Source organism: Oceanobacillus chungangensis, assembly GCF_003369565.1.
GTDB lineage: Bacteria > Bacillota > Bacilli > Bacillales > Amphibacillaceae > Oceanobacillus > Oceanobacillus chungangensis.
Map to the genome: position 1 here is coordinate 1 of NZ_PIOD01000029.1, position 26,822 is coordinate 26,822.

Annotated in this window: 28 protein-coding genes and 1 other annotated feature; of the genes, 20 read left to right on the top strand and 8 right to left on the bottom strand. The window is 38.2% G+C overall.

Translation table 11 applies throughout. From position 1 onward, the window contains the following. Positions 1–240: 240 nt before the first annotated feature. Together CWR45_RS18620 and CWR45_RS18625 are read right to left on the bottom strand one after the other, a co-directional pair. On the bottom strand, positions 241–1,200 hold the full coding sequence (locus CWR45_RS18620) for a ring-cleaving dioxygenase (protein ID WP_115751348.1): 960 nt from the start codon (positions 1,198–1,200) through the stop codon (positions 241–243). 52 nt (positions 1,201–1,252) lie between these two features. After that, complete coding sequence (locus CWR45_RS18625; protein WP_115751349.1) at positions 1,253–1,807, bottom strand: M15 family metallopeptidase; 555 nt, start codon at positions 1,805–1,807, stop codon at positions 1,253–1,255. Positions 1,808–2,334: 527 nt separating this feature from the next. Here CWR45_RS18625 and CWR45_RS18630 point away from each other — a divergent pair. The 9 genes from CWR45_RS18630 to CWR45_RS18670 all read left to right on the top strand — a co-directional run bounded on the left by CWR45_RS18630 (position 2,335) and on the right by CWR45_RS18670 (position 11,509). Then, positions 2,335–3,936, top strand: a complete 1,602-nt coding sequence (locus CWR45_RS18630) for an ABC transporter substrate-binding protein (protein WP_115751350.1) — start codon at positions 2,335–2,337, stop codon at positions 3,934–3,936. A 91-nt stretch (positions 3,937–4,027) separates the two neighbouring features. Continuing rightward, positions 4,028–5,017 (top strand): ABC transporter permease, encoded by a 990-nt coding sequence (locus CWR45_RS18635; protein WP_115751351.1) that lies wholly within the window; start codon positions 4,028–4,030, stop codon positions 5,015–5,017. Continuing rightward, the gene (locus tag CWR45_RS18640) at positions 5,017–5,853 is read left to right on the top strand and encodes an ABC transporter permease (RefSeq protein ID WP_115751352.1); all 837 of its coding nucleotides are present in this window, start codon (positions 5,017–5,019) and stop codon (positions 5,851–5,853) included. Before CWR45_RS18635 ends, CWR45_RS18640 begins: the two co-directional genes overlap by 1 nt. 11 nt (positions 5,854–5,864) lie before the next feature. Further along, positions 5,865–7,313 (top strand): ABC transporter ATP-binding protein, encoded by a 1,449-nt coding sequence (locus tag CWR45_RS20420; protein ID WP_115751353.1) that lies wholly within the window; start codon positions 5,865–5,867, stop codon positions 7,311–7,313. Positions 7,314–7,330: 17 nt separating this feature from the next. Next, entirely contained in the window at positions 7,331–7,954 is a 624-nt protein-coding gene (locus CWR45_RS18650; protein WP_115751354.1) for a glycerol-3-phosphate acyltransferase, read from the top strand. Positions 7,955–8,066: 112 nt separating this feature from the next. Beyond that, the gene (locus CWR45_RS18655) at positions 8,067–8,552 is read left to right on the top strand and encodes a DUF456 domain-containing protein (protein WP_115751355.1); all 486 of its coding nucleotides are present in this window, start codon (positions 8,067–8,069) and stop codon (positions 8,550–8,552) included. A 566-nt stretch (positions 8,553–9,118) separates the two neighbouring features. Continuing rightward, positions 9,119–9,976, top strand: coding sequence for a bifunctional hydroxymethylpyrimidine kinase/phosphomethylpyrimidine kinase (thiD, locus tag CWR45_RS18660; protein WP_115751356.1), 858 nt, complete (start codon positions 9,119–9,121; stop codon positions 9,974–9,976). Continuing rightward, the gene (locus CWR45_RS18665; protein ID WP_115751357.1) at positions 9,954–10,511 is read left to right on the top strand and encodes a cysteine hydrolase family protein; all 558 of its coding nucleotides are present in this window, start codon (positions 9,954–9,956) and stop codon (positions 10,509–10,511) included. The genes thiD and CWR45_RS18665 overlap by 23 nt, the downstream gene beginning before the upstream one ends. A 443-nt stretch (positions 10,512–10,954) precedes the next feature. Continuing rightward, positions 10,955–11,509, top strand: coding sequence for a cysteine hydrolase family protein (locus CWR45_RS18670; RefSeq protein WP_115751358.1), 555 nt, complete (start codon positions 10,955–10,957; stop codon positions 11,507–11,509). A 184-nt stretch (positions 11,510–11,693) separates the two neighbouring features. Here CWR45_RS18670 and CWR45_RS18675 read toward each other — a convergent pair whose 3' ends face one another. After that, a complete protein-coding gene (locus CWR45_RS18675) occupies positions 11,694–12,968 on the bottom strand; it encodes an MFS transporter (RefSeq protein WP_115751359.1) in 1,275 nt (424 codons plus the stop codon). Positions 12,969–12,993: 25 nt separating this feature from the next. Next, entirely contained in the window at positions 12,994–13,602 is a 609-nt protein-coding gene (locus CWR45_RS18680; protein WP_115751360.1) for an ArsR/SmtB family transcription factor, read from the bottom strand. A gap of 190 nt (positions 13,603–13,792) precedes the next feature. Here CWR45_RS18680 and CWR45_RS18685 point away from each other — a divergent pair, with 190 nt between their 5' ends. The 7 genes from CWR45_RS18685 to CWR45_RS18715 all read left to right on the top strand — a co-directional run bounded on the left by CWR45_RS18685 (position 13,793) and on the right by CWR45_RS18715 (position 20,539). Then, positions 13,793–14,332 carry a GNAT family N-acetyltransferase gene (locus CWR45_RS18685; RefSeq protein WP_115751361.1) on the top strand — a complete coding sequence of 180 codons (540 nt, stop codon included), beginning with the start codon at positions 13,793–13,795 and terminating at the stop codon, positions 14,330–14,332. Positions 14,333–14,688: 356 nt separating this feature from the next. After that, positions 14,689–14,912, top strand: a binding site (T-box leader). Between the two features lie 142 nt (positions 14,913–15,054). Continuing rightward, positions 15,055–16,494: a proline--tRNA ligase gene (gene proS, locus CWR45_RS18690; protein WP_115751362.1), complete on the top strand. Its 1,440-nt coding sequence runs from the start codon at positions 15,055–15,057 to the stop codon at positions 16,492–16,494. Positions 16,495–16,712: 218 nt separating this feature from the next. Further along, positions 16,713–16,901 (top strand): hypothetical protein, encoded by a 189-nt coding sequence (locus CWR45_RS18695; protein ID WP_115751363.1) that lies wholly within the window; start codon positions 16,713–16,715, stop codon positions 16,899–16,901. 273 nt (positions 16,902–17,174) lie between these two features. Then, positions 17,175–18,338 carry a M20 family metallopeptidase gene (locus CWR45_RS18700; protein ID WP_115751364.1) on the top strand — a complete coding sequence of 388 codons (1,164 nt, stop codon included), beginning with the start codon at positions 17,175–17,177 and terminating at the stop codon, positions 18,336–18,338. Positions 18,339–18,350: 12 nt separating this feature from the next. Then, complete coding sequence (locus CWR45_RS18705; protein WP_115751365.1) at positions 18,351–19,130, top strand: ABC transporter substrate-binding protein; 780 nt, start codon at positions 18,351–18,353, stop codon at positions 19,128–19,130. Positions 19,131–19,164: 34 nt separating this feature from the next. Next, entirely contained in the window at positions 19,165–19,824 is a 660-nt protein-coding gene (locus CWR45_RS18710) for an amino acid ABC transporter permease (RefSeq protein ID WP_115751366.1), read from the top strand. Further along, positions 19,817–20,539 (top strand): amino acid ABC transporter ATP-binding protein, encoded by a 723-nt coding sequence (locus tag CWR45_RS18715; RefSeq protein ID WP_115751367.1) that lies wholly within the window; start codon positions 19,817–19,819, stop codon positions 20,537–20,539. Before CWR45_RS18710 ends, CWR45_RS18715 begins: the two co-directional genes overlap by 8 nt. Positions 20,540–20,755: 216 nt before the next feature. Here CWR45_RS18715 and CWR45_RS18720 read toward each other — a convergent pair whose 3' ends face one another. Beyond that, positions 20,756–21,241, bottom strand: a complete 486-nt coding sequence (locus CWR45_RS18720) for a glutathione peroxidase (protein WP_115751368.1) — start codon at positions 21,239–21,241, stop codon at positions 20,756–20,758. A gap of 319 nt (positions 21,242–21,560) precedes the next feature. Here CWR45_RS18720 and CWR45_RS18725 point away from each other — a divergent pair, with 319 nt between their 5' ends. Then, positions 21,561–21,839 (top strand): hypothetical protein, encoded by a 279-nt coding sequence (locus CWR45_RS18725; protein WP_115751369.1) that lies wholly within the window; start codon positions 21,561–21,563, stop codon positions 21,837–21,839. A 186-nt stretch (positions 21,840–22,025) separates the two neighbouring features. Here CWR45_RS18725 and trhO read toward each other — a convergent pair whose 3' ends face one another. Further along, positions 22,026–22,997, bottom strand: a complete 972-nt coding sequence (trhO, locus tag CWR45_RS18730; RefSeq protein WP_115751370.1) for an oxygen-dependent tRNA uridine(34) hydroxylase TrhO — start codon at positions 22,995–22,997, stop codon at positions 22,026–22,028. Positions 22,998–23,404: 407 nt separating this feature from the next. Here trhO and CWR45_RS18735 point away from each other — a divergent pair, with 407 nt between their 5' ends. After that, on the top strand, positions 23,405–23,602 hold the full coding sequence (locus CWR45_RS18735; RefSeq protein ID WP_067726342.1) for a cold shock domain-containing protein: 198 nt from the start codon (positions 23,405–23,407) through the stop codon (positions 23,600–23,602). A 92-nt stretch (positions 23,603–23,694) separates the two neighbouring features. Continuing rightward, entirely contained in the window at positions 23,695–23,994 is a 300-nt protein-coding gene (locus CWR45_RS18740) for a hypothetical protein (RefSeq protein WP_115751371.1), read from the top strand. A 24-nt stretch (positions 23,995–24,018) separates the two neighbouring features. On the opposite strand, the gene CWR45_RS18745 is transcribed toward CWR45_RS18740, so the two are convergent. After that, positions 24,019–24,894 (bottom strand): NAD(P)-dependent oxidoreductase, encoded by an 876-nt coding sequence (locus CWR45_RS18745; protein ID WP_115751372.1) that lies wholly within the window; start codon positions 24,892–24,894, stop codon positions 24,019–24,021. Between the two features lie 388 nt (positions 24,895–25,282). Here CWR45_RS18745 and CWR45_RS18750 point away from each other — a divergent pair, with 388 nt between their 5' ends. Next, positions 25,283–25,945 (top strand): TraR/DksA C4-type zinc finger protein, encoded by a 663-nt coding sequence (locus CWR45_RS18750; protein ID WP_115751373.1) that lies wholly within the window; start codon positions 25,283–25,285, stop codon positions 25,943–25,945. 51 nt (positions 25,946–25,996) lie between these two features. On the opposite strand, the gene CWR45_RS18755 is transcribed toward CWR45_RS18750, so the two are convergent. Further along, entirely contained in the window at positions 25,997–26,755 is a 759-nt protein-coding gene (locus tag CWR45_RS18755) for a hypothetical protein (protein ID WP_115751374.1), read from the bottom strand. Positions 26,756–26,822: the final 67 nt, after the last annotated feature.

The window sequence follows — 26,822 nt, forward strand, 5'->3', positions numbered from 1 at the left end:
GATTAAGTCCAGTCGAATACCGAACGCAATCCAGCCAATCAGCTGCATAATAAAAACTCTAACTTTTAGGGGTAACCACCTTAGTGCGACCTCTTTGTATTGCTACTTCCTATGATAAATTCAAAACATCCACACCTTGAAAAAAAAGCACTTTACCTGCGTTCGATGTTTCTCAAGGATGCTTTCCTTATCCTGCAGGGCATATCCTATGCGGTGCTAATTGCTCGTTTGAGCTTTTGTTCATAATGGAGAAATTTTCGCTTCAATCTTCTCCCGTTGGTTTTCAAGATATGGTGGAAGTGCTAATGATTCACCTAAATGTTCGACATCTTCATCTACTGAAAATCCCGGACCATCTGTTGCGAGTTCAAATAATATCCCATTTGCATCTCTAAAGTAAACCGATTTGAAATAAAAACGTTCTACTAATCCTGAGTTCGGAAGCTGGATTTCTTCTAGGCGATTTTTCCATTTTATTAGTTCATCATTATTGTCTACGCGTAATGCTACGTGATGAACACTACCTCTTCCTGGACGTTCTTGTGGTAAATCATCCCGTACTTCTAAATGTACCTCTGCACCTGTTCCACCTTCACCAGTAGAGAATACTAGAATATCTGCTTGACCTGCAACAGAATTGGGATATTTTCCGGTCAGTTTAAAAGTAAGAAGCTCCGTTAAAATTCGAACCGTTGCATCAAGCTTTCTAACGGTTAGTTTCGTTGGACCAAGTCCAATAATACCTTTGTCAGCTGGTACACTACTATGCTCCCAAACATTTCCGCCTGGCACCCCTTGATTATTTTCATCCGAGACTAATGTTAATCGCTGTCCTTCCGGGTCACGGAAGTTAAGAATATTACGTTCTCCTTGCTTCATAATCCCATCATGGTCAACATTTAATTCTGTTAATCGTTCCTGCCAGTATTCAAGTGCAGCATTATCTGGAACTCGTAATGACGTTCCGGAGATACTGCTTGTCCCTGGGTATGTATGTCCGGCATTCGGTATTTCAAAGAATGTGAAATCTGTTCCGGGATTACCAACTTCATCCGCATAAAATAGATGATACATAGAAGTATCATCCTGATTAACGGTTTTCTTCACGAGTCGCATTCCTAGAACTTCTGTATAAAAATGTAAGTTTTTCTTTGCATTTGCGGTAATTGCTGATACGTGGTGGATACCTTTTATTTCCATTCTATTCCCTCCTCATTTAACATCGTTAACTTTATTCGGTGCTTTCTAATTCTTAAGTAGCTGGACGCATCCCGTCTTGTAGCTGGTGGATGCTAAGTCCAAAGGTCATTTGCAGATGTGGATAATCTTTGAAGCCTGACCAATCACCGCCCCATTCGAAGCCCAAATCCTTCGCAAGCTCGGCAACTTCAAACCAATCCGATATCCCATTATTATTTCCGTCGTAAGTCGTATCCCAAATATAATCGCCAGCTTCATTTATTAATGCATAATCTATTGCTAATCCATAATTATGGTAGGTTTCCCCAGCTCTTGCATTTGTAACGATATTACCTTGGGTGGTTCTTCCACGTTCAAATAAGGCGTCCTGTTCCTCGAATGTACGAAATTCATCAGTAATTACGAGATTGATACTCGATTCTGCAGCTTGTTGTAGCAATATATTTTTCTTTTCCTCAACGAGTGGGTGAAGCTGGGTCGGTATTGGTGCATCTTCTCCTAAATATAAATAATTGTCATCAATTGATCGATTATAGAAGAAGCCAAGGATAATAAGGAATAGGAAGACGATTCCCCAGGTTATGAGCAAATTGCTGAATTTCTTCACGTACAAAAATTCTCCTTCATGTAGCTATATATCTATTATATCAGATATTAAGTCGCATCGCTTTCCAGAATATTACCAAATGAGAGGGGATGTATGTAAAAAACCACTTGACTAATAAAGCGGTTTCAAATAAGATAGATTAATAGTTTGTTTAGTAAACAAACTATTAAAAAGGCTATGGATTGGGAACGTATCGTTTGAAGAAGTAACACTGATATGAATTAGCTAGTCATTACAAATCAAAAAAATTACGTATATTTATATTTTACTAAAATACAATAGATAGGGTTAAGCATATAGAATCTCTCTCTTATAGATTATAAATATTTTACTAGGAAAATGCAGTAGGACTGTTACCTAAAAATGGATAAACAGTCAAATTTTCTAAAGAAAGATATATGTTCGTGAGAATTGATGGTAGAATGTGGGGAGTGATTCAGTGAGTCAAACGATATACAGAGCCATAACATAGTGGTTAAAATAGATAAGAATTTCAAAACTAAAACATAAGGGAGGAGAACTATGATATGAAAAAGAATTTACTATTCATTACAGTAACGTTACTTTTTTCAATTTTATTATTAAGTGCTTGTTCCTCTACGGATGAAACGGGACAACAAGATAATCAACAGGTAAAAGATGAATTGATCCTAGCAATTGGTGGAGAGCCAGAGGATGGATTTGATCCAACAACAGGCTGGGGACGCTACGGTTCACCACTGTTCCAAAGTACATTACTAAAATATGATAAAGATTTTAACATCAAAAATGATTTAGCAACAGATTATAATGTGAGTGAAGACGGGAAAACATGGACAGTAGAGATTCGTGAGGATGTGAAATTCTCAGACGGGGAAGCCCTTACTGCCGATGATGTCGTATTCACATTTGAAACGGCTAAAACGAGCGGATCGGTAATTGATCTAAGTAATTTGGAGAAAGTTGAAAGCTCGGATGATCATACCGTACAATTTACATTGATTGAACCTGCATCTACTTTTATTTATTTACTTGTATCAACTGGAATTGTACCAGAGCATGCTTATGATGATGCTTACAATGAAAATCCGATTGGCTCTGGGCCATTTACTCTCGTACAATGGGATAAAGGACAGCAAATTATTGTTGAGGAAAACCCATATTATTATGGAGAAAAGCCATCTTTTACAAAGCTCACATTTCTCTTTTTAGCTGAGGATGCTGCTTTTGCTGCTGCTAAGGCAGGAGAAGTTGATGTCGTATCTGTACCGCCAACCTTCGCTAAAGAAGAAGTTTCTGGAATGGAATTAATTAAATTAGATACCGTTGATAATCGTGGGGTTATGTTCCCATATGTACCAGCTGGTGAGGTAACAGATAATGGTGCACCGATTGGGAATGATGTGACAGCAGATATAGCAATCCGTAAAGCGATAAATGTTGGCGTTGATCGCCAGGCGTTTGTTGATGGTGTAGTTGAAGGATTTGGTACACCAGCATACTCTGTCGCCGACAATATGCCGTGGTGGAATGCGGATACTGTGATTGAAGACAATGACGTAGAAAAGGCGAAGCAAATCTTAGATGAAGCCGGATGGAAAGAAAATGAAGACGGTATACGAGAGAAAGACGGATTAACAGCAGAATTTACTTTATTATATCCAGCGGGTGATCAAATCCGTCAATCCTTATCGATTTTATTTGCCGATATGATGAAACCACTTGGAATTGATGTAAGTACAGAGGGTAAAAGCTGGAATGAATTAGAAACATTAATGTTTTCGAATCCAGTTATGATGGGCTGGGGAAGTCATGACCCAATCGAAATGTATAATTTGTACAGCAGTGAAACAAGGGTAATTGGCTATTATAATGCCAACTATTACGCAAATGATGTTGTTGATGAGTATATGAATCAAGCATTACATGCGACAACAGAGGAAGAGGCAAATAGCTACTGGCAAAAAGCGCAGTGGGACGGAGAAACAGGCTTTTCAGCACAGGGTGATGCACCGTGGGCATGGCTCGTTAATATTCAACATTTATATTTTGTAAATGAGGATTTAGAAATTGGCAAACAGAAGCTTCAGCCACACGGACATGGCTGGCCAGTTACTGACTTTATTGAGCAGTGGCATTGGAAAGAGTAATCGATTTATAAAAACTATTCTAGGGGGACTTTTATGTCCTCCTAATTATAATTAGGGATTAGGATTCAAGCTGTGAGAGAGGAGATAGAAATTGCACTATCAACGAATTGCATTATACATTTTTAAAAAAATAGGAAAACTAATAACATTATTAGTAGCAGTTAGTATTCTATCGTTCACGCTAATTAGTCTTTCCCCAATTGATCCTGTTAGGTCCTATATAGGGGCAGATATGACAAGAGTTGGTCCAGAACAGCGCGAGAACATTGCGGAATATTGGGGTCTCAATGAGTCGAAGGTACAGAAGTTTCTGAATTGGGGAAGTCATTTATTACAAGGGGATTTAGGTACTTCCTTGTTATATCGTAGTCCAGTTACTGCAATTATTGCCGAAAGATTCCTTGCTTCGTTAGCGTTAATGGGATTGGCCTGGGTATTCTCAGGTCTTTTTGGTTTTTTAATTGGCAGTATTGCTGGTATGAAAGAAGGAACATGGATTGATCGAATTATTAAAGGTTATTGTTATACACTGGCATCCACTCCAGCATTTTGGCTAGGGCTGTTACTTGTAATGATCTTTTCTGTGAGCTTAGGCTGGTTCCCGATTGGATTAGGAACACCAGCAGGGGTATTAGCAGGAGACGTTTCTTTACTTGAACGCTTGCGGCATTTATTCTTACCTACGTTAACCTTAAGTATTGTAGGTGTGGCAAATGTTGCCTTGCATACGAGACAAAAGCTTATTGAGGTGCTTAATAGCGATTATATACGTTATGCAAATGCTAAGGGGGAGCATGGGTTTAAATTGTTCCTTCGTCATGGTATCAAGAATATTGCACTGCCTGCAATCTCCCTTCATTTTGCCTCTTTTGGTGAGCTCTTTGGTGGAGCAGTATTAACAGAACAAGTCTTTTCTTATCCTGGTCTAGGTCAAGCAGTAGTTCAAGCTGGATTAGGTGGAGACATCCCTTTGTTATTAGGAATTGTTTTATTTATGACGATTTTTGTCTTTATAGGAAATTTAATCGCTGATATCCTCTATAAAGTGATTGATCCACGCATTAGGAAGGGGGATTTCTAATGAAGGGGATAACGAAGAAATTTAACCTCAGACAACGAACGATAGCAAAAATTATTCTAGCAATCCTTTTTCTAATTGCGATTATTGTCAGTGGCTTGCTGATTGGGAATGACAAGCTTTCGATTCAATTGGATTTGAAAAATAGTGCACCATCACTTGCACACCTATTTGGTACGGATTGGTTAGGGCGGGACATGCTGGCACGTACTTTAAAGGGACTTACAATCAGTCTTGGGGTAGGATTACTTGCAGCCATTCTCAGCTCGCTAATAGCACTAGCTTTTAGTTTATTAGCGTCATGGAATAAAACAATGGACGCTATGATTACATGGCTCATTGATATGTTCCTGAGTGTTCCACATCTTGTATTGCTCATCTTAATCTCATTTGCCGTTGGTGGAGGATTTACAGGTGTAGTGATTGGACTCTCACTCACACATTGGCCAAGTCTGACAAGATTACTGCGAGGAGAAGTGCTACAAATAAAGTCAGCAGAATATGTAGGAATCTCTAGGCGATTAGGAAAAAGCAGATGGTGGATTGCAAGGCATCATTTAATCCCGCATTTATTGCCCCAATTATTTGTTGGCATGGTACTATTATTTCCCCATGCGATTTTACATGAGGCTGCGATTACCTTCCTTGGGTTCGGCTTATCAACTGAACAGCCTGCAATTGGGATTATTCTATCAGAATCGATGCGCTATCTATCAACTGGCATGTGGTGGCTTGCCTTCTTCCCAGGGCTCTCGTTATTAATTATGGTTGGTATCTTTGATATACTAGGAAAAAATATTCGGAAATTAATAGATCCATTTCACGGACAGAAAGGTTGAGGGATTTGCATATGAAAAAAATGAGAAACAGTAATCCATTATTAGAAGTGAAGGACTTTTCCCTCTCCTTTCGTCAATATAAAAAAGGACTGCATGAAACCAAATTGCAAGTTGTACGTAATTTAAATATGCGAATTCACGCAGGAGAAATCGTTGCAGTTGTTGGTGCAAGTGGATCAGGTAAAAGTTTGCTTGCAAATGCAATCCTCGGCATTCTTCCTAATCACTCCATTCAACATGGGACCCTAAATTATAAAGGAATCCCGCTTACTAGTGAAAAGCAGAAACAGATTCGTGGAAAAGAAATTTCACTTATACCTCAATCGGTAAATGCGCTTGACCCTCTGATGAAGACGGCAAAACAAGTACAAACAGTGATTCGTGAAGGGAATAAGCAGGAAATACAAAAAAATATCTTTCGTAAAGTAGGATTACCGATTGAAGCCGGCAAGAAATACCCCTTTGAATTATCAGGAGGAATGGCAAGACGAGTTTTAGCAGCAACAGCAATGGTAAGTGATGCAGAATTGATTATTGCTGATGAGCCAACACCTGGACTAGACCCCAAAGCACTAAATGAAACGGTAGCAGTAGTTAAGCAACTGGCAACAGACGGGAAAGGTGTCATGTTCATAACGCATGATATTGACACCGCATTAAAAGTCGCAGATAAGGTTGTTGTTTTTAATAAAGGGGAAACAGTTGAAATCACGGAAGCTGCAAATTTTTACGGTCATGGAGAAAAGTTAAATCATTTCACAAAGGCATTGTGGAATGCATTACCACAAAATGATTTCTGGGATGATGCTATAACAAAGCGTGTGAGAGCTAATACGAATCCATCGGCAGAAGGGTTAAAGGTAGATGGCATTAGCTATCGCTATCAAAAAGGAGCCTATCTTTTTAAAAATCTACATTTATTCGTTAATCCTGGCGAGGTACTTGGCATACATGGCTATAGTGGATCAGGAAAAACAACGATGGCACAGATTATTGCTGGGTATAGGGAAGCAGAAAATGGGAATGTATTAGTAAATGGGAAGTCTAGGAAGTATTCAGGGATCAATCCTGTCCAACTCATTTGGCAGCATCCCGAAAAGGCAATAAATCCAAGATGGCAAATGAAGAAGGTTCTTGCAGAATGCGGAATGCTAGACAGTGATCTTCTTGAAGACCTAGGAATTAAGCCGGAATGGTTCACACGCTATCCTAGCGAGCTATCTGGTGGAGAATTGCAGCGATTTTGTGTTGCTCGGGCACTACATCCTGATGTGAAATACATTATCGCTGACGAAATTACGACGATGTTAGATGCGATTACACAAGCAAAACTTTGGAAAACGATTGTGAACCATGCTAGAAATCGAAATGTTGGTGTACTTGTGATTAGCCATGATGGAAAGCTGCTAAAAAAAGTATGTGACACACAAATAGACTTTGGGGATATTGTGAATGTGTAAATAAGAGGAGGGGCAGTATGTATTATGTGATTGCTAGTCTAATTGGGTATCTATTTGGCTGTATTCACGGTTCTCAATTGGTGGGGAAGTATAAGAAGGTTGATATAAAAAATGCAGGTGTGAAAAATGCGGGCGCATCGAATACGACGATTTTACTTGGGTGGAAGTATGGCATTTTAGTTGCGTTTATCGATATATTCAAAGCAACATTAGCAATCTTACTCGTATTATTTATCTTAAATGAAAATGGCATTGTCAGTGAAAGTCAAACACTGTTTGTATATATTACCGCATTGTTTGTTATTGTTGGTCATAATTATCCAATCACAATGAAATTTAGTGGTGGAAAAGGAACGGCATCACTCGTTGGTGCATTACTTGCGATTGATTGGAAGGTTGCAGTAATAGGCATTGGGATTTTACTCCTATTTACCTTTACGACGGATTATTTAGTTGTAGGAGTCTTGTTTATGTATCTTTCCTTTTTGGTTACAACTTATATATTCTTTGGAATGGAACCGGCACTCGTTGTCGTGCTATTATCTATATTAAGTATTATGAAACATATAGAAAATTATAAACGGATAATAAATAAGGAAGAGAGAAAGTTATCCAGTATGTTTAAGAAGAAAGTATCTTAGGAGAGATAATAAAGTCATAGGAACTTTCTTAACGAATAAGTGCAACTATGGCTGTCACCTATAGGCTTGGTTAAATCCTAGACTTCTAATAGTTTAATGATTGGAGAAAGTGATGGTAGATATTCTAATTTGGATTTTCATTGCAGCATTATTTATTTTAAGCTTCGTCGGATTAATTTATCCGATTATTCCTGGAGTACTTGTATTATGGGGTGGGTTCCTGCTCTATCAATTTTTTATTAATGCTGATGAGCTTAATCTAATCTTTTGGATTGCAATGGGGTTATTTACTGTAGCTCTATTTGTCGCTGATATTATTGCCAATAGTTACTTTGTAAAGAAATATGGTGGAAGCAAATGGGGAGAACGGGGTGCAGCAATCGCTGTAATCATTGGCTCCTTCATCATCCCGCCATTTGGAATTATTATTGTGCCTTTTGTCGTTGTATTTATCATAGAAATGCTACAGCAACGAACTTTACCGGATGCATTTAAAGCATCGATTGGCTCATTGTTTGGCTTCTTAGGTGGTACGATAGCGAAATTTGTAATTCAAGTTATTATGATTATTTGGTTTTTTGCCGTAGTATTGTTTTAGGGTATACTTACGGATGATTATTTTCTTTTAGGTAAAACTGCGGACTAGTTAGGCGAAAAGTTGATTTCCGCTGCGGACAGTCGCGCATCCGGAGGGCAACGCTTCAGCTCTTTCGGAAGAAAACCACTTCCGATGGATCTTCAGCCGTTGCTTTTTCCGCAGGAGTCTCCTGTCCTCCACTACAATCAACTGCCTTGAGAGAGGATAATGCCATCTTATCTTATTTATAGAAAGATGAAAAGCAATATGACAGCACAATCCCTAGCGGAAGAAATATACGGAGACTCCTCGAAAATAAAGAGCCATTTTCTTCGTGCGATGCAATGCTGCCGAAGCTTTCCTTGTCCTGCGGGAAGAAGAGCCTAGGTGAGACTACGAAGTGCGATAGCGCGAGTTGGCTCACCAGCTCCCCGCGGAAAGCGAAGTGTATTTCTGGAGCGAATGGTCCGAGAGCCCACAGCACCATAAACTAGTTTATACTTTACCTTCAAAGCTAATGATCTATCATTCAATTTTTAACAAGAGAACGTTAATTTTCAGTATGATCAGAGAAAGGAACATCGAATATGAATTTTCCATCACGTGTTATTACGGTTGCTGGTTCTGCTGCTGGGGGCAGTGCGGGAATTCAGGCAGATTTAAAAACATTTCAGGAATTAGATGTGTATGGCATGAGCGTTGTTACTGCAATTGTTGCTAGACATCCAGAGACGAATAAGAATATACATATCCAATCGTTGGAGGCAATTGAGGCACAGTTTACAACTGCGATAAAGCAGGTCGGTGTTAATGGACTGAAAACTGGAATGCTATTTTCCAAGGAAATTATTGAAACGGTTGCAAACTTAATAGAACATGCTTCAATCAAAACGATTGTTGTCGATCCAGTCATGATTGGGAAAATGAATTCCAAGCTGCTAAAGGATGATGCAATCGAAGCGTTAAAACGATTACTCATTCCATTAGCGACGATTATCACACCGAATGTACCAGAAGCATCTGTGCTTCTAGGGGACCGAGAGATTCAGAATGTCGAAGATTTGAAACAAGCTGCAGTCGATTTGTATTCTCTTGGTGCAAAGTATGTGCTAGTTAAAGGTGGAAGAATAGAGGGACCAGCGGTAGATGTTCTATATGACGGGGAACAACTGATTACATATGAAGCACCACGAATCGAGACGGTTAATACGAGCGGGGCAGGCTGCACTTATTCCGCAGCAATTGCTGCTCATTTAACAAAGGGAGTACCTGTACGTGAGGCGGTACGACTTGCAAAAAGCTTTGTGACAACTGCAATTGAGCATGGGTTTTCGTATACGGAAATCGTTGGCCCGACATATCACGCGGCAGAGCGAAAACATGGAGAAGCACATCCAATAATTGTTAATGGAGGGGAAAGTAATGGGAAAACGCGCTTTAATTAATGTTGATTACACCTATGATTTTGTAGCAGAAGATGGTGCACTGACAGCAGGTAAACCTGGTCAAGAAATTGAGGACAAGGTTGTTGCATTAACAAAAGAATTCATTGAAGCAGGAGATTACGTTGCGTTTGCAATCGATATCCACTACGAAGGGGATAAGCTGCATCCAGAAACAGCTCTATTTCCACCGCATAATATCGCAGGAACACAAGGAAGAGATTTATATGGTAAATTAGCAGATGTTTATGAAGAGAATAAGCACAAAGAAAATGTTTATTATTATGATAAAACACGTTATAGTGCATTTGCTGGAACTGATTTGGAGATTAAACTCCGTGAACGAGGGATTGATGAAGTTCATATTATCGGTGTATGCACAGATATTTGTGTATTACATACTGCTGTCGATGCGTATAACAAAGGATTCAAGATTGTAGTTCACAAAGATGCTGTTGCAAGCTTTAATCAAGCAGGTCATGACTGGGCACTTGGACATTTTGTAAATTCTTTAGGTGCTGAGGTGATGGAAGGTTAAAGAACTAGGAATTCAATTTCAGGGTATTAAATAAAAATAGATCAATTGACAAACACGTTATTTCATATAGGAAATAGCGTGTTTGTATTTGGTAGGTAAGAATGAAAAAAACCTCTTTGCATTAGTGCAATTAAGGTTGTAGCAAAGAGCTTTCTAATTGATATTTCGAGGGTTAATATGTTTGAACGTTGACTTAGACAAAAATTCGAATATTGAAACAAAAACCTGGATTTAGTGTAAAATAAAATTATCTGATAAAGGGATATGTATGGAGTATGAGAAATGCTCTTACATAAAGCAAAAGACTACACTACACTATTGAAACAAGAGCTAAAAATCTTCGTCTGAGTACAGCGCCAGTTAATTAATCTGCTCAAGATTATATTAAAATTTATGAAATAGAATTTGCAGAATAACATTAAATTATTTTGGGGGGAATTGTGGTGGATAATAATAAAGCTTTAATAATAGTTGATGTGCAAAAAGCATTTGATGATAAAAAATGGGGAGAAAGAAACAATTTAATGGCAGAAAAAAATATTAGCAGGATACTGACATTGTGGAGAGAAAAAGGCTGGAAGGTCATACATATTCAACACAAATCGGATAGTCCTAATTCTCTATTTCATCCAAATAATGAAGGATTTACTATAAAAGAATTAGTTAAGCCTATTAAAGAAGAGGTAGTTATAACTAAGAAAGTGAATAGTAGTTTTATCGGTACAAATTTAGAAGCGTATTTAAAATCAAATGGTATCACTACAGTAGTTATTACTGGATTGACTACCCCCCACTGTGTATCTACAACTACAAGAATGAGTGGGAATTTAGGTTTTAATACATACCTTATTTCAGATGCAACAGCGGCGTTCGGCTTGAACGACCAAGATGATAACTATTATAATGCCCAGACTATACATAATGTATTGCTAGCTACTTTAAATGAAGAATTCGCTACTATTTTTACAACAGAACAATTAATGAATGAATTCAAGTAGTCTTATAAACTTGAGCTTAGTTGAAAAAACAATTTAAAAAGGCTATGAGATAAATATCTCTTGCCTTCTTAACTGCGAATTTCCATCATGAGTAAACATCAGGATTTTACGTTTACACGCTAGTAGTGTATTTATGAAGCGATATGCCTTTAAGCCCTCATTTCCCTGCGTTCTATAATCAGCTTCAATTCGATTGATCAACTAACTCCTCAGCGAAATCTAAACCGAATGCTTTAGGATCTAAATCCTTAGCTTTTGGCAGGCTGCGTAATCTTGGGTGAAGGAACCAGATGATGGAGAGCAGCGCTAAACCAAGTCCTGTTAACGCAAAAATTAGTGTAGCATTAGTAACGCTTGCAAAATAACCTCCTGCTAAAGAACCTATTGGCATTGCGATTGTACCCATACTTGCCGATACAGTGTTTACCCGGCCGAGAACGTGATTCGGAACAACTGTTTGTACAGTAGCGGCAAAAATAACATTTGTTCCACCTATTGGAATCCAAGCTATACTGAATAGTAGTACTCCAAGGAATGTCCACGGTACGATGGAGGCGATTACCCAACAAATAGATGAAAACAAAAATGAGAGGATAACAAAAGGTCCGATACGGAATTTCCCCATCTGATTTGCTAGTAGTGCGCCAACCAGTGCTCCAGTAGACATTGCAGCTAGGTAAAATCCATATATTTCTGAGCCGCCCATATGATCAGCGAACGCTGGAAGAATCGCCATCGCTCCACCGATAGCAAAGTTAGCTACAATCGAGCCAATTAAAAAGGTTGCCATAAGAGAGCCGAATACAATCGAAAATCCTTCTTTTAATTCGAAAAAATACTTTTTCAACCCTTGTTTTAATCCTTTTTCTTGATTGAGTGTTTTTTCTTTAGTATGTGGAATTTTTAATAAACTAAAAAGGATAGCGGCTACAGTAAACGTAACCGAGTCAACCAGAAATAATGTAACGGCTCCAACAACTGCTACCAGTATCCCAGCCACTGCATTAAATACTAAATCAATCCCTTGATAGGCAAACGAAAAATAGGAATTCCCTTTTAACAAATCCTTCTTTGGAAGAATAAGTGGCAATGCTTTTGTTTGGGATGGATAGGCAAACTGTTCAATAAACGCTACAATCGGCATAACAATAAGTACGATTTGAACAGTTAGCACACCAAAGTAGTATGTAATCGGAATAATTAATATTAGAATTGCTTGCAAAACCTGTGTAATGATAAGCGTTCGTTTCACGGGCCAGCGATCGACGAATGGACCTGTAATAAATTGAAGGGAGACAGGCAGTAAAGTTAAAAAACCAGCTAAACCGGAATAAAAAGCATTGCCACCTAAACTATATACGAGCCACATTGCGGCAATGTAATAAATACTGTCTCCAATATTTGTAATGATTCTTCCTATAAGTAAGAATAAAAAGTTCTTATTTTTTAGTATCCCCATTTGTTTTCTCCTTTTCTGAAATTGCTCAGGAATCTTTTTTCTCACGTTTTTTAAATGCAAATTCTTGTACTTGGAAGCCAAGATTAAAGAAATAATAGATATTTTTTTCTTCTTCAGTTTCCTCACCCATTTTTTCGAGCTCTTCCATTAACGCAAAATATTTTTTAGTCCATTGTTTAAATTGTGCTTCACTAGCTTCAATTTCCATTGCTGTTGACATATAGCCCCAATCTTCTGGATTCTCGCTATTATTTTTCCTTTCAAAAGCTTCCTTTGGCGCTGTTTGTACCCTCTTTTTCGCGCGATCAATCATACTGTAAATGATTTGTCTTGTCGTTTGGTCAACTTCATGGAATGGGAGCAGTTCTTCGGATATTGTGAATCCATTAGCAACGGAACGATAAAACTTCTGGATGATACCATTCTTTTCTTCCTTTTTTACAATTTCAATGATGCCGTTTTTTTCAAGTTCTTTTAGATGATAGTGGATCTTTCCTCTTGGGATATCCAATGTCTCTGAAAGTTGTTGCCCAGTATAGGGACCTTCACAAAGATACATCATCATCTCTGCACGTAGCGGGTCACCGATAGCCTTCATCTGATTATATGTTTCGATTGTCATAATTTGTTTCATAAGATCTACCTCTCGTTGTTAAGAAAATTTATACGGTTAAATTTATTTAACATATGATATCACTAATAAAATGAGAAGTAAATATTTAAATTGCATGAAAATTCTATTCGGAGGAATTTTCTGAGGTTATTTGCTTATTTTCCTATATCTAATATAAAATCAACTTAGCAATAGGAGGAGGTTGAGATCATTGTTCCGAGAATATGAATTTGATAATTATATGGTTAGAATAGCGGAAGAGACTGATACAGAATCTGTTATACGGTTATTGCAGGATACTGCTAGCAGCTTGCAGAAAAAAGGGATTTTGCAATGGGAGTATTTGCTTCTAGGCGAAGATACAAAGGAGATTGAACAGGGGGTTGTAGCAGGGACGACATATGTTGTTGAAGCTAATGGAGAAATGGTTGCTGCGTTTAATTTCTCTAGTAAGCAGAATGACTGGGATATAGCGCTGTGGGGAAAACGAAATGATGCTGCTTACTACATTCACCGACTCGCAGTAAATCCGAAATACCGCCATCAGCAAATAGGAAGAAAGCTATTAAGCTGGATTGATCACAATCTGAAGTTAGAGAATGGCTCTGTCAGACTCGATTGCATCGCTAACAATCCTGTTTTGAATAAATTTTATTTAGATGCAGGTTTTACTTTTGTTGGTTATGGCGAGCAGGAGGAAGAGAGATTTTCAAAGTATGAAAAGATTCATCAAGTTGAGAAAGAAGAATAGGAATTTTTCTTATTCCATTCCCATGGCAGGAGAGGCTTCGTCCAGCTCCAGCGCCCGTGCTCCTAGCGAGACTTCCCTCACCTCGTACGATAAAGAAGACTTGCCGATTGGTTACACATGAGGCTTAGTCGCACTTATACCCTTGTGGTGAAAGTCAACATCGATTCGCTTACGCTCCCAAAGAGTTTCCTTTATCTCTGAGATCTAGAGGAAGTTCGACTAAGGTCGCCACTTCATGTGGCAACGTCGAACCCACGTCCTATGGGGCGCAGTCCGTACGTCGCTAAACGGGCGCTTGAGCTTTTGTTCAGTAAGCCTTGACTTTATAAAAGCATACATATATATTAAGGATGATATAGGAAACGTTGATGGAGATTAGTATAATTTATTTGTCTTTCCAAGAGAGGAAATGGTTGCTGGGAATTTCCAAAGACATTAATTAGAACCTGCTCCTGAGTTCGCCATCGGAAAGGCAAGATTGCTATAAGATGTGCGCGGTTTATGACCGTTATCAAGTGAAGTGTGCAGGGGGTATTCCCTTTGCAAACAAGGGTGGTACCACCAGGCCTCGGTCCCTTTTTTGGACGCGGGGATTTTTTGGTTGTTAAGAAAGTAAAAAACTTTCTTACTATAATAAGTGCAACTAGGGCAGTCACCGCAAAGCTTGGTGACTGTCCAGTTTTCTAATGTTTACAATAAATTTAAATAAAGAGGTGTTTAGCTTGGGTAAGAAGAACAAGCAATTTGTTGAGAAAATCACAGCAATGGAAGACGATTTCGCACAATGGTATACAGATGTCGTGAAGCAAGCAGAATTAGTTGATTATGGACAAGTTCGCGGAACAATGATTATTAAGCCATATGGTTTTGCAATCTGGGAAAATATCCGCGATGAACTAGACCGTCAAATCAAAGAAACAGGACATTCAAATGTTGCATTCCCATTATTTATTCCTGAAAGCCTGCTGCAAAAGGAGAAGGACCATGTCGTTGGTTTTGCGCCTGAGGTTGCTTGGGTAACTCATGGTGGAGATGAGGAATTAGCCGAGCGAATTGCAGTTCGTCCAACATCAGAAGTGCTTTTCTGTGATTATTATTCAAAAAATATTCATTCTTACCGTGACTTGCCAATGCTATATAACCAATGGGCAAACGTTGTAAGATGGGAAAAGACAACACGTCCATTCTTGCGTTCTTCTGAGTTCCACTGGCAGGAAGGTCATACTGCACATGCGACAGATGCCGATGCAGCAGCGGAAACAGATAAAATGTTAGGAGTATATGTTGATCTTGTCGAAAACTATCTTGCCATTCCAGTAATCAAAGGCCGCAAAACAGATAAAGAAAAATTCGCAGGTGCAAAATATACATTAACAATCGAAAGCTTGATGCATGATGGAAAAGCATTGCAATCAGCAACATCCCATCATTTTGGTTCAGGTTTTGCAGAAGCATTCGATATTACGTATTTAGATGAAAATGGAGAGAGTCAATTTGCTCACCAAACATCTTGGGGTCTATCTACACGAATTATGGGTGCATTAATCATGGTCCATGGCGATAATCGTGGATTAGTAATCCCGCCTAGAATTGCACCGACTCAAGCAATGATTGTACCAATTGCACAGCATAAAGAAGGCGTATTAGATAAAGCATACGGTCTTCGAGATCAATTGAAGAACCTTGTTCGTGTTGATATAGATGCAAGTGATAAAATGCCAGGCTGGAAATTCAATGAATATGAAATGAAAGGTATCCCAGTCCGAATTGAGATGGGACCGAAAGACATTGAGAAGGAACAAGTTGTTCTTGTTCGCCGTGACACAGGTGAAAAGGAATTTGTTGCCCTTAGTGATTTAGAAACGCGTCTACCAGCTCTATTAGAAGAAATTCAATCGAATTTATATAATAAAGCACTTGAGCATCGCAATGAAAAAACATCTACAGCTAAGAACATGGATGAGTTCAAACAAAACCTTGAAGAAAAAGGTGGCTTCATCAAAGCAATGTGGTGTGGCGATTTAGCTTGTGAGGAACAAATTAAAGAGGAAACAACTGCAACATCACGCTGTATTCCATTCGAGCAAGAGGAAGTAGCAGATACATGCGTATGTTGTGGAAAAGAAGCAAAAGAATTAGTTATTTGGGCAAAAGCATATTAATAGTGAGAACGAGCATTCTTAGGAGTGCTCGTTTTTTTTATGGGCCAGCGACATTGACTGGAGCGCGGAAATATCTGCGGCATAATCCAGATATTGGCGGGAGTGCGGGAATATCAGCAGAAGAGTGAGGATATTATCAGGAGCGTGGGGATATCATCAGGAGAATAAAGATATCGGCATGAGAGATATTATATCATCAAGAGAAAGAGGATATCGGCATGAGGGAAAATATATCATCAAGAGAAAGAGGATATCGTCGGGAGGGAAAATATATCATCAGGAGAAAGAGGATATCGTCGGGAGGGAAAATATATCATCAGGAGAAAGAGGATATCGTCGGGAGGGAAATTATATCATCAGGAGAAAGAGGATATCGTCGGGAGAATCCAGATATCGTCAGGAACTAAGAAATATCATCAGGAGAACCGAAATATCGCCCGGAGTCCAGCAATATTTCCATAAGACCTCAATATCGAGAGTACAATTTCCCCACGAAATAAAAAATAATTCATAACACTGCATTTATCGCGCATCGAGAAATATCTATAAGTGTCATATCTCATCTCAACCCACGCAATTAATAATAATTATTTTCATAAAATCTATTGCATAAATATACATTAATATGATATAAATATACATATAAACTAATAAATATACAAAACACCGGAGGAACTACCGTGAAAAATAAACTACAACAAGAGATAGAGGATATCCAAGCACAGCTTTGGAGAATGAGCGATCATCTGTATGAACATCCAGAGTTAGGTGATCAGGAATATGAATCTATGAAACTTCTAACTGACTTTCTAAAAGAACATAAATTTAATATAGAAACTGGAATTGTAAATAGACCGACAGCTTTTAAAGCGGAATACAAAAGTAATAAACCTGGTCCTGCAATTGCATATTTAGCCGAATATGATGCACTACCTGGTGTTGGTCATGGCTGTGGGCATAACTTAATAGGCACAATGAGTGTCGGCGCGGGAGTTGCCCTTAGTAAAGTGATTGAGGAGATTGGTGGTTCTGTCACTGTTTTCGGTACACCTGCTGAGGAAACCAATGGTGCCAAGGTGCCAATGAGTGCAGAAGGAATATTCAACGATATTGATGTTGCGATGATTGTGCATCCGGGGGATCAATCGTATGAAAGCGGAGAATCATTGGCGATGGATGCAATTCAGTATGCATATAGCGGAAAATCCGCACATGCTGCTGCATCACCTGAAGAAGGTATTAATGCTTTGGACAGTGTTATTCAGCTATTTAACGGAATCAATGCGTTGCGCCAGCATGTAACATCAGATGTACGAATTCACGGAATAATCGCTGAAGGTGGGCAAGCGGCGAATGTTGTTCCAGACAAAGCGGTTGCACAATTTTATATTCGTGCAAAGAATCGTGCATATTTGAATGAGGTTGTTAAAAGGGTAAATAATATTGCAGAAGGAGCTGCACTCATGACAGGTGCAACCTTGGAAATATCGAATTACGAGCTAAGCTACGATAATATGATTACAAACGAATCACTGTCAAAAGCTTTTACAGCTAATCTTAAAGAATTGAGCCCAGGACCAATTTATCAAGCAAAGAAAAATACAGGCTCAATTGATATGGGAAATGTAAGTCAGGTTGTACCTGCAATCCATCCATATATTAGCCTAAATCAACCTGGACTGATTGCCCATACTACTGAATTTGCGGATAAGACAATTACAGTCGATGGACATCAAGCACTTGTTAGCGGTGCATTAGCTTTGGCACAAACTGGATACGATGTAATAACAGATACCGAACTACTAAAGACTATTAAAGAAGAATTTGCAAATACAAATTTATAGGGAGAGAGAACGATGAAATCATCTATTAGTAAATTATTAGTTTTAGCATTTATGATAGCAGTACTTGCAGCATGTGGATCTACGAATAAAGAAGGAACGGATTCAAACGCTAGTGAAGGAGATAAAAAAGTATTGAAGATGGCTACATCAGCAGACTTTCCGCCATTTGAGTCACGTGATACAAAAGGAAACTTCGAGGGCTTTGACATTGACCTAGCAAATTTAGTTGCAGATGAACTTGGATATGAATTAAAAATTGAAGATATGAAATTTGATGGATTGGTTGGTGCACTTCAATCCAACCGTGTAGACATGGTGCTAGCGGGAATGAGTGCAGATGAAAAACGTAAGAAAAATGTTGATTTCTCCACAGAATATCATCGTTCAGGGGAAATGTTCTTAACGAAATCAGATTCAGCGATTAAGGATCTTGAGGCATTAAAAGGAAAAGTCGTTGGGGTACAGCTTGGGACAATCCAAGAAGAAGGTGCAGATGAGCTTAGTGAACAATATGGCTTTGAAGTGAAGAAAGTAGACAACGCAGGAATTCTAATTCAAGAAATAAACTCAAATCGGATTGATGTTGCTTATATGGATAAAGAAGTTGCTACAGGTTATATGGAAGAGCAAGGATTAATCGGCTTTGATGACCCTACTACTAGTTCACCAGGGATGGCGATTGCCTTTCCTAAGGGAAGTGAGCTTGTAGAAGATGTGAATGGTGTTCTTGAAGAACTAGAAGCAAGTGGAAAAATCCAAGAGTTAAGGGATAAGTGGGAATTAGCAGAATAAAAAAATCACAGCTAGAGAAATGAGGTGCTAGGGCATGAATTTGGATTTTAGCCAAATCGTGCCTTATATTCCTTTTATGATAGAGGGAATATGGGTTACATTAGGATTTGTATTTGTTTCGATATTAATCGGATTAATTTTAGGAATAATATTAGCATTATTTAAAATAACGAAGAGCAAATTATTAATAGGTGTTGCCGATGTATACACCTCGATTTTCCGAGGGACACCTTTAATATTGCAGTTGATGATCATTTATTTCGCAATTCCACAATTAACCGGATATGATATTGGGGCATTCGTGTCGGCAATTATGGCATTCGGTCTTAACTCCGCTGCGTATGTCTCCGAGATTATTCGCGCGGGTATTATGGCGGTTGATCGAGGGCAAATCGAGGCTGCGGAAGCATTAGGTGTATCGTACCGACCAATGATGCAAAATATTATTTTGCCACAAGCAGTAAAAAATATTTTGCCAGCATTGATGAATGAATTCATCACATTAACGAAAGAATCGGCAATCGTATCGACGATTGGCTACTTAGATCTAATGCGCCGTGCACAAATTGTCGGGGCGGACATCTATCGTAACTTCGAGCCGTTATTGTTCGTTGGGGCAATTTACTGGGTGATGGTATTCGTTCTAACAAAACTTGGAAAGGCAGCAGAGCGGAGGTTGAGACAGAGTGATTAAGGCAGTGAATATTACAAAAGACTTTGGAGCAAATACAGTATTAAAGGATATATCGACAACGATTAATCATGGTGAGGTCGTTGCAATTATTGGTCCATCAGGATCTGGTAAATCAACATTTTTAAGATGTCTCAACCTGCTGGAAGAACCGACATCAGGTAATATCTTTATTAATGATAAAAAAATTACAGACAAAAAAATTGATAAATTAGCAATCCGAAAAAATATAGGTATGGTATTTCAGCATTTTCATTTATTCCCGCATATGACCGTGTTGGAAAATGTCGCTTATGCGCCACAAAAAGTGAAAAAATTATCAAAGACAGAAGCGGAATCAATTGCTAATAAATTGCTGGATAAAGTAGGATTAACGGATAAGGTTGCTGCCTATCCAAATCGCTTATCTGGCGGACAGAAACAACGCGTAGCAATCGCTAGAGCATTAGCGATGGAACCGGAAATTATGCTATTTGACGAACCGACATCCGCGTTAGACCCGGAAATGGTAAAAGAAGTACTCGATGTTATGAAGGATTTAGTGGATACAGGTATGACAATGGTAATCGTCACACACGAAATGAATTTTGCCAAGGAAGTGGCTGATAAAGTACTATTTTTGGCAGATGGAGTGCTAGTAGAGGAAGGGCGCCCGCAGGAGTTTTTCAATCATCCGAAAACAGAACGAGCACAGGATTTCCTGGCGAAGGTGTTGTAATATGTAAAAGCCATTCATTTATGGATGAATGGCTTTTACATTTTTATGTTAGTGATGTTTATTGGAACGCTTGGACCAAAGATTCGATCGCCTTACACTTGGTCTGGAGCTCACAGTCCAAGTATTGAAAGCTGGAGCTTTCTTTCTATGAATGGAGTGCTCACCCATATTCAATCCATATTCTTGACAAAAAACAAGCTATGAGCGCTTGTGTGTTTAATCCTGCACACTGAGCAATGCCTCGATGTCCTTTTCAATTGATTCAGGCTTCGTTTGCGGTGCGAAGCGGTTCACTACACACCCATTTTTGTCGATGAGGAATTTTGTGAAGTTCCACTTGATCTGCTCTGTAAGTAATCCTTTTGCTTCCTTTGTTAAATAAGTGAAAAGTGGATCTGCATTTTCACCTTTCACATCAATTTTACTAAACATAGGGAAGCTAACCCCATAATTGGCTTGGCAAAATCCTGCGATTTCCTCGTTTGTGCCAGGGTCTTGATTCCCAAATTGATTGCAAGGAAATCCTAATACAACAAAATCTTTTTCCTTATATTTTTCAAATAAATTTTGCAGCCCTTTGAATTGTGGAGTAAACCCACATTCACTCGCAGTATTAGCGATAAGTAGCACTTTCCCTCTATAATCAGCTAAAGACTTTTTATTACCATCCATTGTTTTCACGGAAAAATCATATACGCTCATTTTATCCATCTCCCTTTAAGAAAAAGAGTAACAACTGAGGGAGGAGATGTCAAAATATTAATTTAGATATGAATTGAAGTCATTTCTTTTACAGTTTACCCATGTTTATCCTAATAAAGGAGAGATAGATGAAAAAAATGTTGATTGGTGCCTTGATAGGTTTTGCTATTTGGAAATCAAAACTCGTTCAGAAATTACTTATAGGTGTTTTCAATTAACAAGGCAATCATTGAGCGGATTGTCTTGTTTTTATGTAAATAGAAACAATCATAATTCTACTCTCTGCAGGACATAATAACCCATAAAAAGGAGGGATAACTTGGAATTCCCAATTATCCATACAAATTTCTGGGATGCTGTTATTGCTGTACCTGCTATAGTATTATTAACGCAATGTTTTAAACTTTTCCCTATTCCTCGTCAGTATTATCCAACCATCGCAAGTGTTTTAGGGTTTATCATTTCTATTTTTATAAGCCATAGAGGAGATCTATGGGCTGGTATTTTTATGGGAGCTTTTTATGGTGCGGCTGCTGTAGGGACATATTCTGCATTAAAAACAGCATGGCTGGCTTTTAAAAATAGAAAAAGAGAGTAAAATCCGGTTCATTTTAGATAAACTCTAGATGCATTTAGATTAATTAAAATTGCCTTTAGTTGAGAAACTTTTGCAACTCAACTATAAAGCGCCTACGAAAATATGAATCCTTTCGTAGGCGCTTATAATTAAAATTTTGTACATAAATATGATACTCGATACCCGTTAATAAGGCGTTTTCCCATATTATGCTTCTTGTTTTAATGTTTCTCCAAGTAGTGCTAGACGTGCTTCTACTTCTTCTGCAGATAAGTTATGCTCTTGTACAAATAAATTACGTGGTGTTACTCGGCATTCATGTGAACAACCGCGTAAATGTTTATGTTCATTTTCTTCAGAGCATAGCATTTGGCGATTACATTCAGGATTTGCGCAATTTGCGTAGCGTTCACAAGGCTGGCCATCGAAATAATCCACGCCGACTACAACGTGTTCCTTACGATTGACGGGAACTGCGATACGTTCATCGAATACATACAATTGACCGTCCCATAAATCACCTTGAACCTCAGGATCCTTCCCGTAGGTTACAATTCCACCATGTAATTGACCAACATTCTCAAAGCCTTCTTTCACTAACCAGCCAGAGAACTTCTCACAACGGATTCCGCCAGTGCAATATGTTAACACTCGTTTACCTTCCAAAAGTTGTTTATTATCGCGAACCCAATTTGGTAATTCGCGGAATGTTTCGATGTCTGGACGAACAGCACCACGGAAATGACCTAAATCAAATTCATAGTCATTACGAGCATCTAAGACAATTGTGTTTTCATCTTGCATTGCTTCGTAAAATTCTTTCGGCTCCAGGTATTTTCCAGTTGTTTCTAAAGGATTAATATCATCTTCCAGGCGAAGTGTTACTAATTCCTTACGCGGACGTACATGCATCTTCTTAAATGCGTGTCTATCACTCGGATCAACTTTAAATACCATATCAGCAAAGCGCGGATCATTGTGCATTGCTTCCATATATTTATTCGTTTGTTCAACTGTTCCAGAAACAGTGCCATTAATTCCTTCATGAGCGACCAATATACGGCCTTTTAACTCTAATTCCTTACAGAATTTTAGGTGCTCTGCAGCGAATGCTTCAGGATCTTCAATATGCACATAATTGTAATACAGTAATACTTGATAATCTGTAGTAGTTTCCATTTTGTTTACCACCTATTCATTTATATTTGCAAGATACAAATGCTTGGTAGTCGGTTATTCAATTTTATCTTGCAAGATAATATTTTATCATGTATTTATCCTGATTTCTACATTTCAAAATAAAAAACAAATCCACCTTATTATGAAGCGTTTTCAATTTAGGATAACGTTTGAATTTTATTATGCATTTTTTCGACAAAAAATGTCGAAAAAACAAGGAAAAAGTAGTAATTTTTTTCAGAAATTATTACTTAAAAACGCTTGCATTTGTATATGAAAAAGAGTAACATTAAAGGTGCAAAAGGAAATTGGAGTTTGAATAATACTTTACGATCTCTTATTCAAGTGGTGTAAAAGTATTTATGATTCAATTACTTTGCAGCATATTGTATAAGGAGGTCATTTACATGACTGGTAAAGTAAAATGGTTTAATGCAGAAAAAGGTTTCGGTTTCATCGAACGCGAAGACGGAGACGATGTATTCGTACATTTCTCAGCAATCCAAGCTGAAGGTTTCAAAACTCTTGAAGAAGGTCAAGAAGTTGAATTTGAAATCGTTGAAGGTAACCGTGGACCACAAGCAGCTAACGTAACTCGCTTATAATAGATGATTTGGAAAGGTTTATCTCATTCGTGAGATAAACCTTTTTTTGGTGTAAAATAAATAAGTAAAAGAAGATAAAGTAGGTGAAAGAGATGAGTAAAGAAGAGCTTGAAAAGCAGATAGTCGAAAATTACCAAAACGATGAGAAAATGATGATTCTTATTTTTGTGCAATGGTGTGTGAATCATGATTTAGATCCCCTTGTTCTGTATGAAAATTCCTATCCAGGGCAAAAGAAAAATAATGTATTACTGGAAACGATTGAACAGGCTGTTCCAAAAAACGAAGCAGAAGAAATTTCTGACCAAACGGTACTAAACGTATTGCAGCTTTTTGGGAATGATGATTTAGCTTTTGCTGTTCAAACAGAAATCGAAAAGCGAGGAAAGTAATGTCCTCCTCGCTTTACGCTGGTTCTATCTTTCAAGCAATTTAATTAATGCCTGGGTGCCACTATCATTTTCTCCCTTTTCAGCAAGTTCCTTGTAAAGCTCTAGTGAAAGGGAAAGTCCTGGAGTTGCTAGCCCCATTTCTTTTGCAGATTCTAATGCAATTGTCATATCTTTAATAAAATGTTTGACATAAAAACCAGGTGCGAAGTCTCTCTTAAGCATTCGTGGACCCAGGTTTGAGAGTGAGAAGCTTGCAGCTGCTCCTGTCGAAATACTATCGAGGACACGTCCAGGATTAAGGCCTGCTTTTTTTGCATAAATGATTGCCTCACAAACCCCAACCATGTTTGAAGCAATCGTAATTTGATTCGCCAATTTTGTATGCTGCCCAGCTCCAGGTCCACCTTGCAAAATAATATTCTCACCTATCACTGTAAAAATAGGGAGCAGCTCATCAAATGCTTTCTGATCACCGCCAACCATAATCGCTAATTTGCCACTTTGTGCACCAGTGTCACCACCAGAGACGGGTGCATCAAGTGAGAAGATTTGTTTATCAGTTGCTGCAGCGTAAATTTCTTTTGCAAGGGATGGTTTAGAGGTTGTCATATCAATGACAAAGGTACCTATTTTGGCATTATCCAAAATGCCATTTTCTCCAAAATATACTTCCTCAACATCCGATGGATAGCCGACCATCGTAATAATCACTTCAGAATCGCGTGCTAATTCCGCTACTGTATTTTTCCAATCAGCACCTAGGCCAATTAATTCTTTTGCTTTTTCTTTTGTACGTGTATAAACGTTGATTTGGTATCCGGCCATTTGTAGGTTCCTCGCCATACTTTTCCCCATAACACCAGTACCAATAAATCCAATTTTTGTATCTTTTGAAATCATTACACTGATTCTCCCTTCTCTGAACAATATTCGACAGTATCCAGCTTAAATCCTTTTTCATCATAGGTTTAATAAAGAGATATTTACTAAAAGATTTTAATTATGGATGAAACAGACCGTGTTGCTTTGCGGTACAAAGTCATTTAGAGGAATTCTATTCTTTATGGAGAGTCCAATCGATTTTCAATGATTTATTCAGAGGATAGAATTTCCGATATTGACATGATTTGGAGTTATAAATGAAGAATCATTCGACAGTAGTTACACATAGTATAGTTAGGAATCATTTGATAAGAAATAACTCACTGCATTAATACAACGCAGGCTTACACTTAAACTCTGGTGTCAGTCATAAAATTGTATAACGCTAATGGGAGGCTGTTGCTTAATGATCACGAACGAGCAATTACAACAGTGTAAAGCTACTTTGATTGAACGACAAACAGATTTAATCAATCATGTTCAGGACCATTTTGGTTTGACACTCGAATCGGCTAAAGAATCGGTTGGCGAGTTATCGAATTATGATAATCACCCAGCAGATTTAGGTACGGAATTATTTGAGAGAGGGAAAGATGTCGCCTTAAATGAACATGCGGAAAAAGAATTAGAAGAGATAAATGAGGCTCTCCATTCCATCGATGCAGGGACATATGGAATATGTAAAACATGTGGAATCGATATTCCTTATCAACGGTTATTTGCAGTTCCAACTACAGATCAATGTATCGAACACGCGGAGGCTAATATTTTTGAACGGGACAGACCAGTTGAGGAAGAAGTGTTTTCTCCCAATTTAACTGATCCCCAGGCATTGGAAGAGGAGAAAGTAGGTTATGATGCAGAAGATACATGGCAGGATGTAAGTAGATATGGTACATCAGAGACAGCAGCGGATTTCTATGGTGACCATTTGGACTATGATGGAATGTATCCAAATAGTGATGAGAACATTGGTACGGTTGAGGATTTAGAGAATTTTGTTTCTGCCGATATTAATGGAGATTTTAATGGGATAACTCCTAATTTTAGAAAATATGAAGAAGATTAAAAATAAGGAACTTCTTCTTTATTGAGAAGAGTTCCTTATAACGTTTCACATTTACCAAATGCCGCCTAACAGGTCGCCTATAAAAATAAAAGCAGCTCTTTGTACTAAGAATGATGATAAAATAAGTCCGATAACATAAACGCCTAGTAATACATAAATTCGATCAAATCCTGCTGCAGGTTTCTCCAAGAAAATAAAAGTAGGAACGATTAAAAGTGGTCCTATGAGACTTAACATAATGAATGTCCCTGCAAAAGGGATATTAAGCATTGCAAGAATCGATCCAATAATTGCTAAGCCTAAAAATGGAATAGTGTACGCTCCAATCTTAGCGACAATGTCTTGGAATGAAAATGATTGTGCGGTAATCTTTACACCTGCAAAAGTTATTGCAGCAATACCTGCAAATAGTACGATGAATTGAATAAATGGCTGGACAAAACTATTCCAGAAAGAAGACGAGAAGTAACTATTCGCTGTGATAAATGAACCTAAGGCGATAAGTAAGGAAAAAATAATAAGTGTAATAATTCCAGAAATCCACTCACTTCCTGTTACATTCTGTGCTGCACTTGGTTTCTTTAAAAAGGTAAGCACAAAATTCCAAAATGTTTTTGCTTCTGCTGTCACCTTTTCAGTAAACTCGTTTGACTGATCAGGATTCTTTTTCTTTGGTTGTTCGGTTTCACTGACTACATTTATTGGTTGAGGATCAGACGTAGCAGCAGTTTCTTCGACAACTAGTGATGCCCCACAAACGGTACAAAATTTCCCTGGTTCTGTTTCTTGCTTGCATGATGAACAAAGCATGTAAACACTCCCTTAATTTATATATCATTATTCAACATTATTAAACGCCTAAGAAAGATAGGGTATA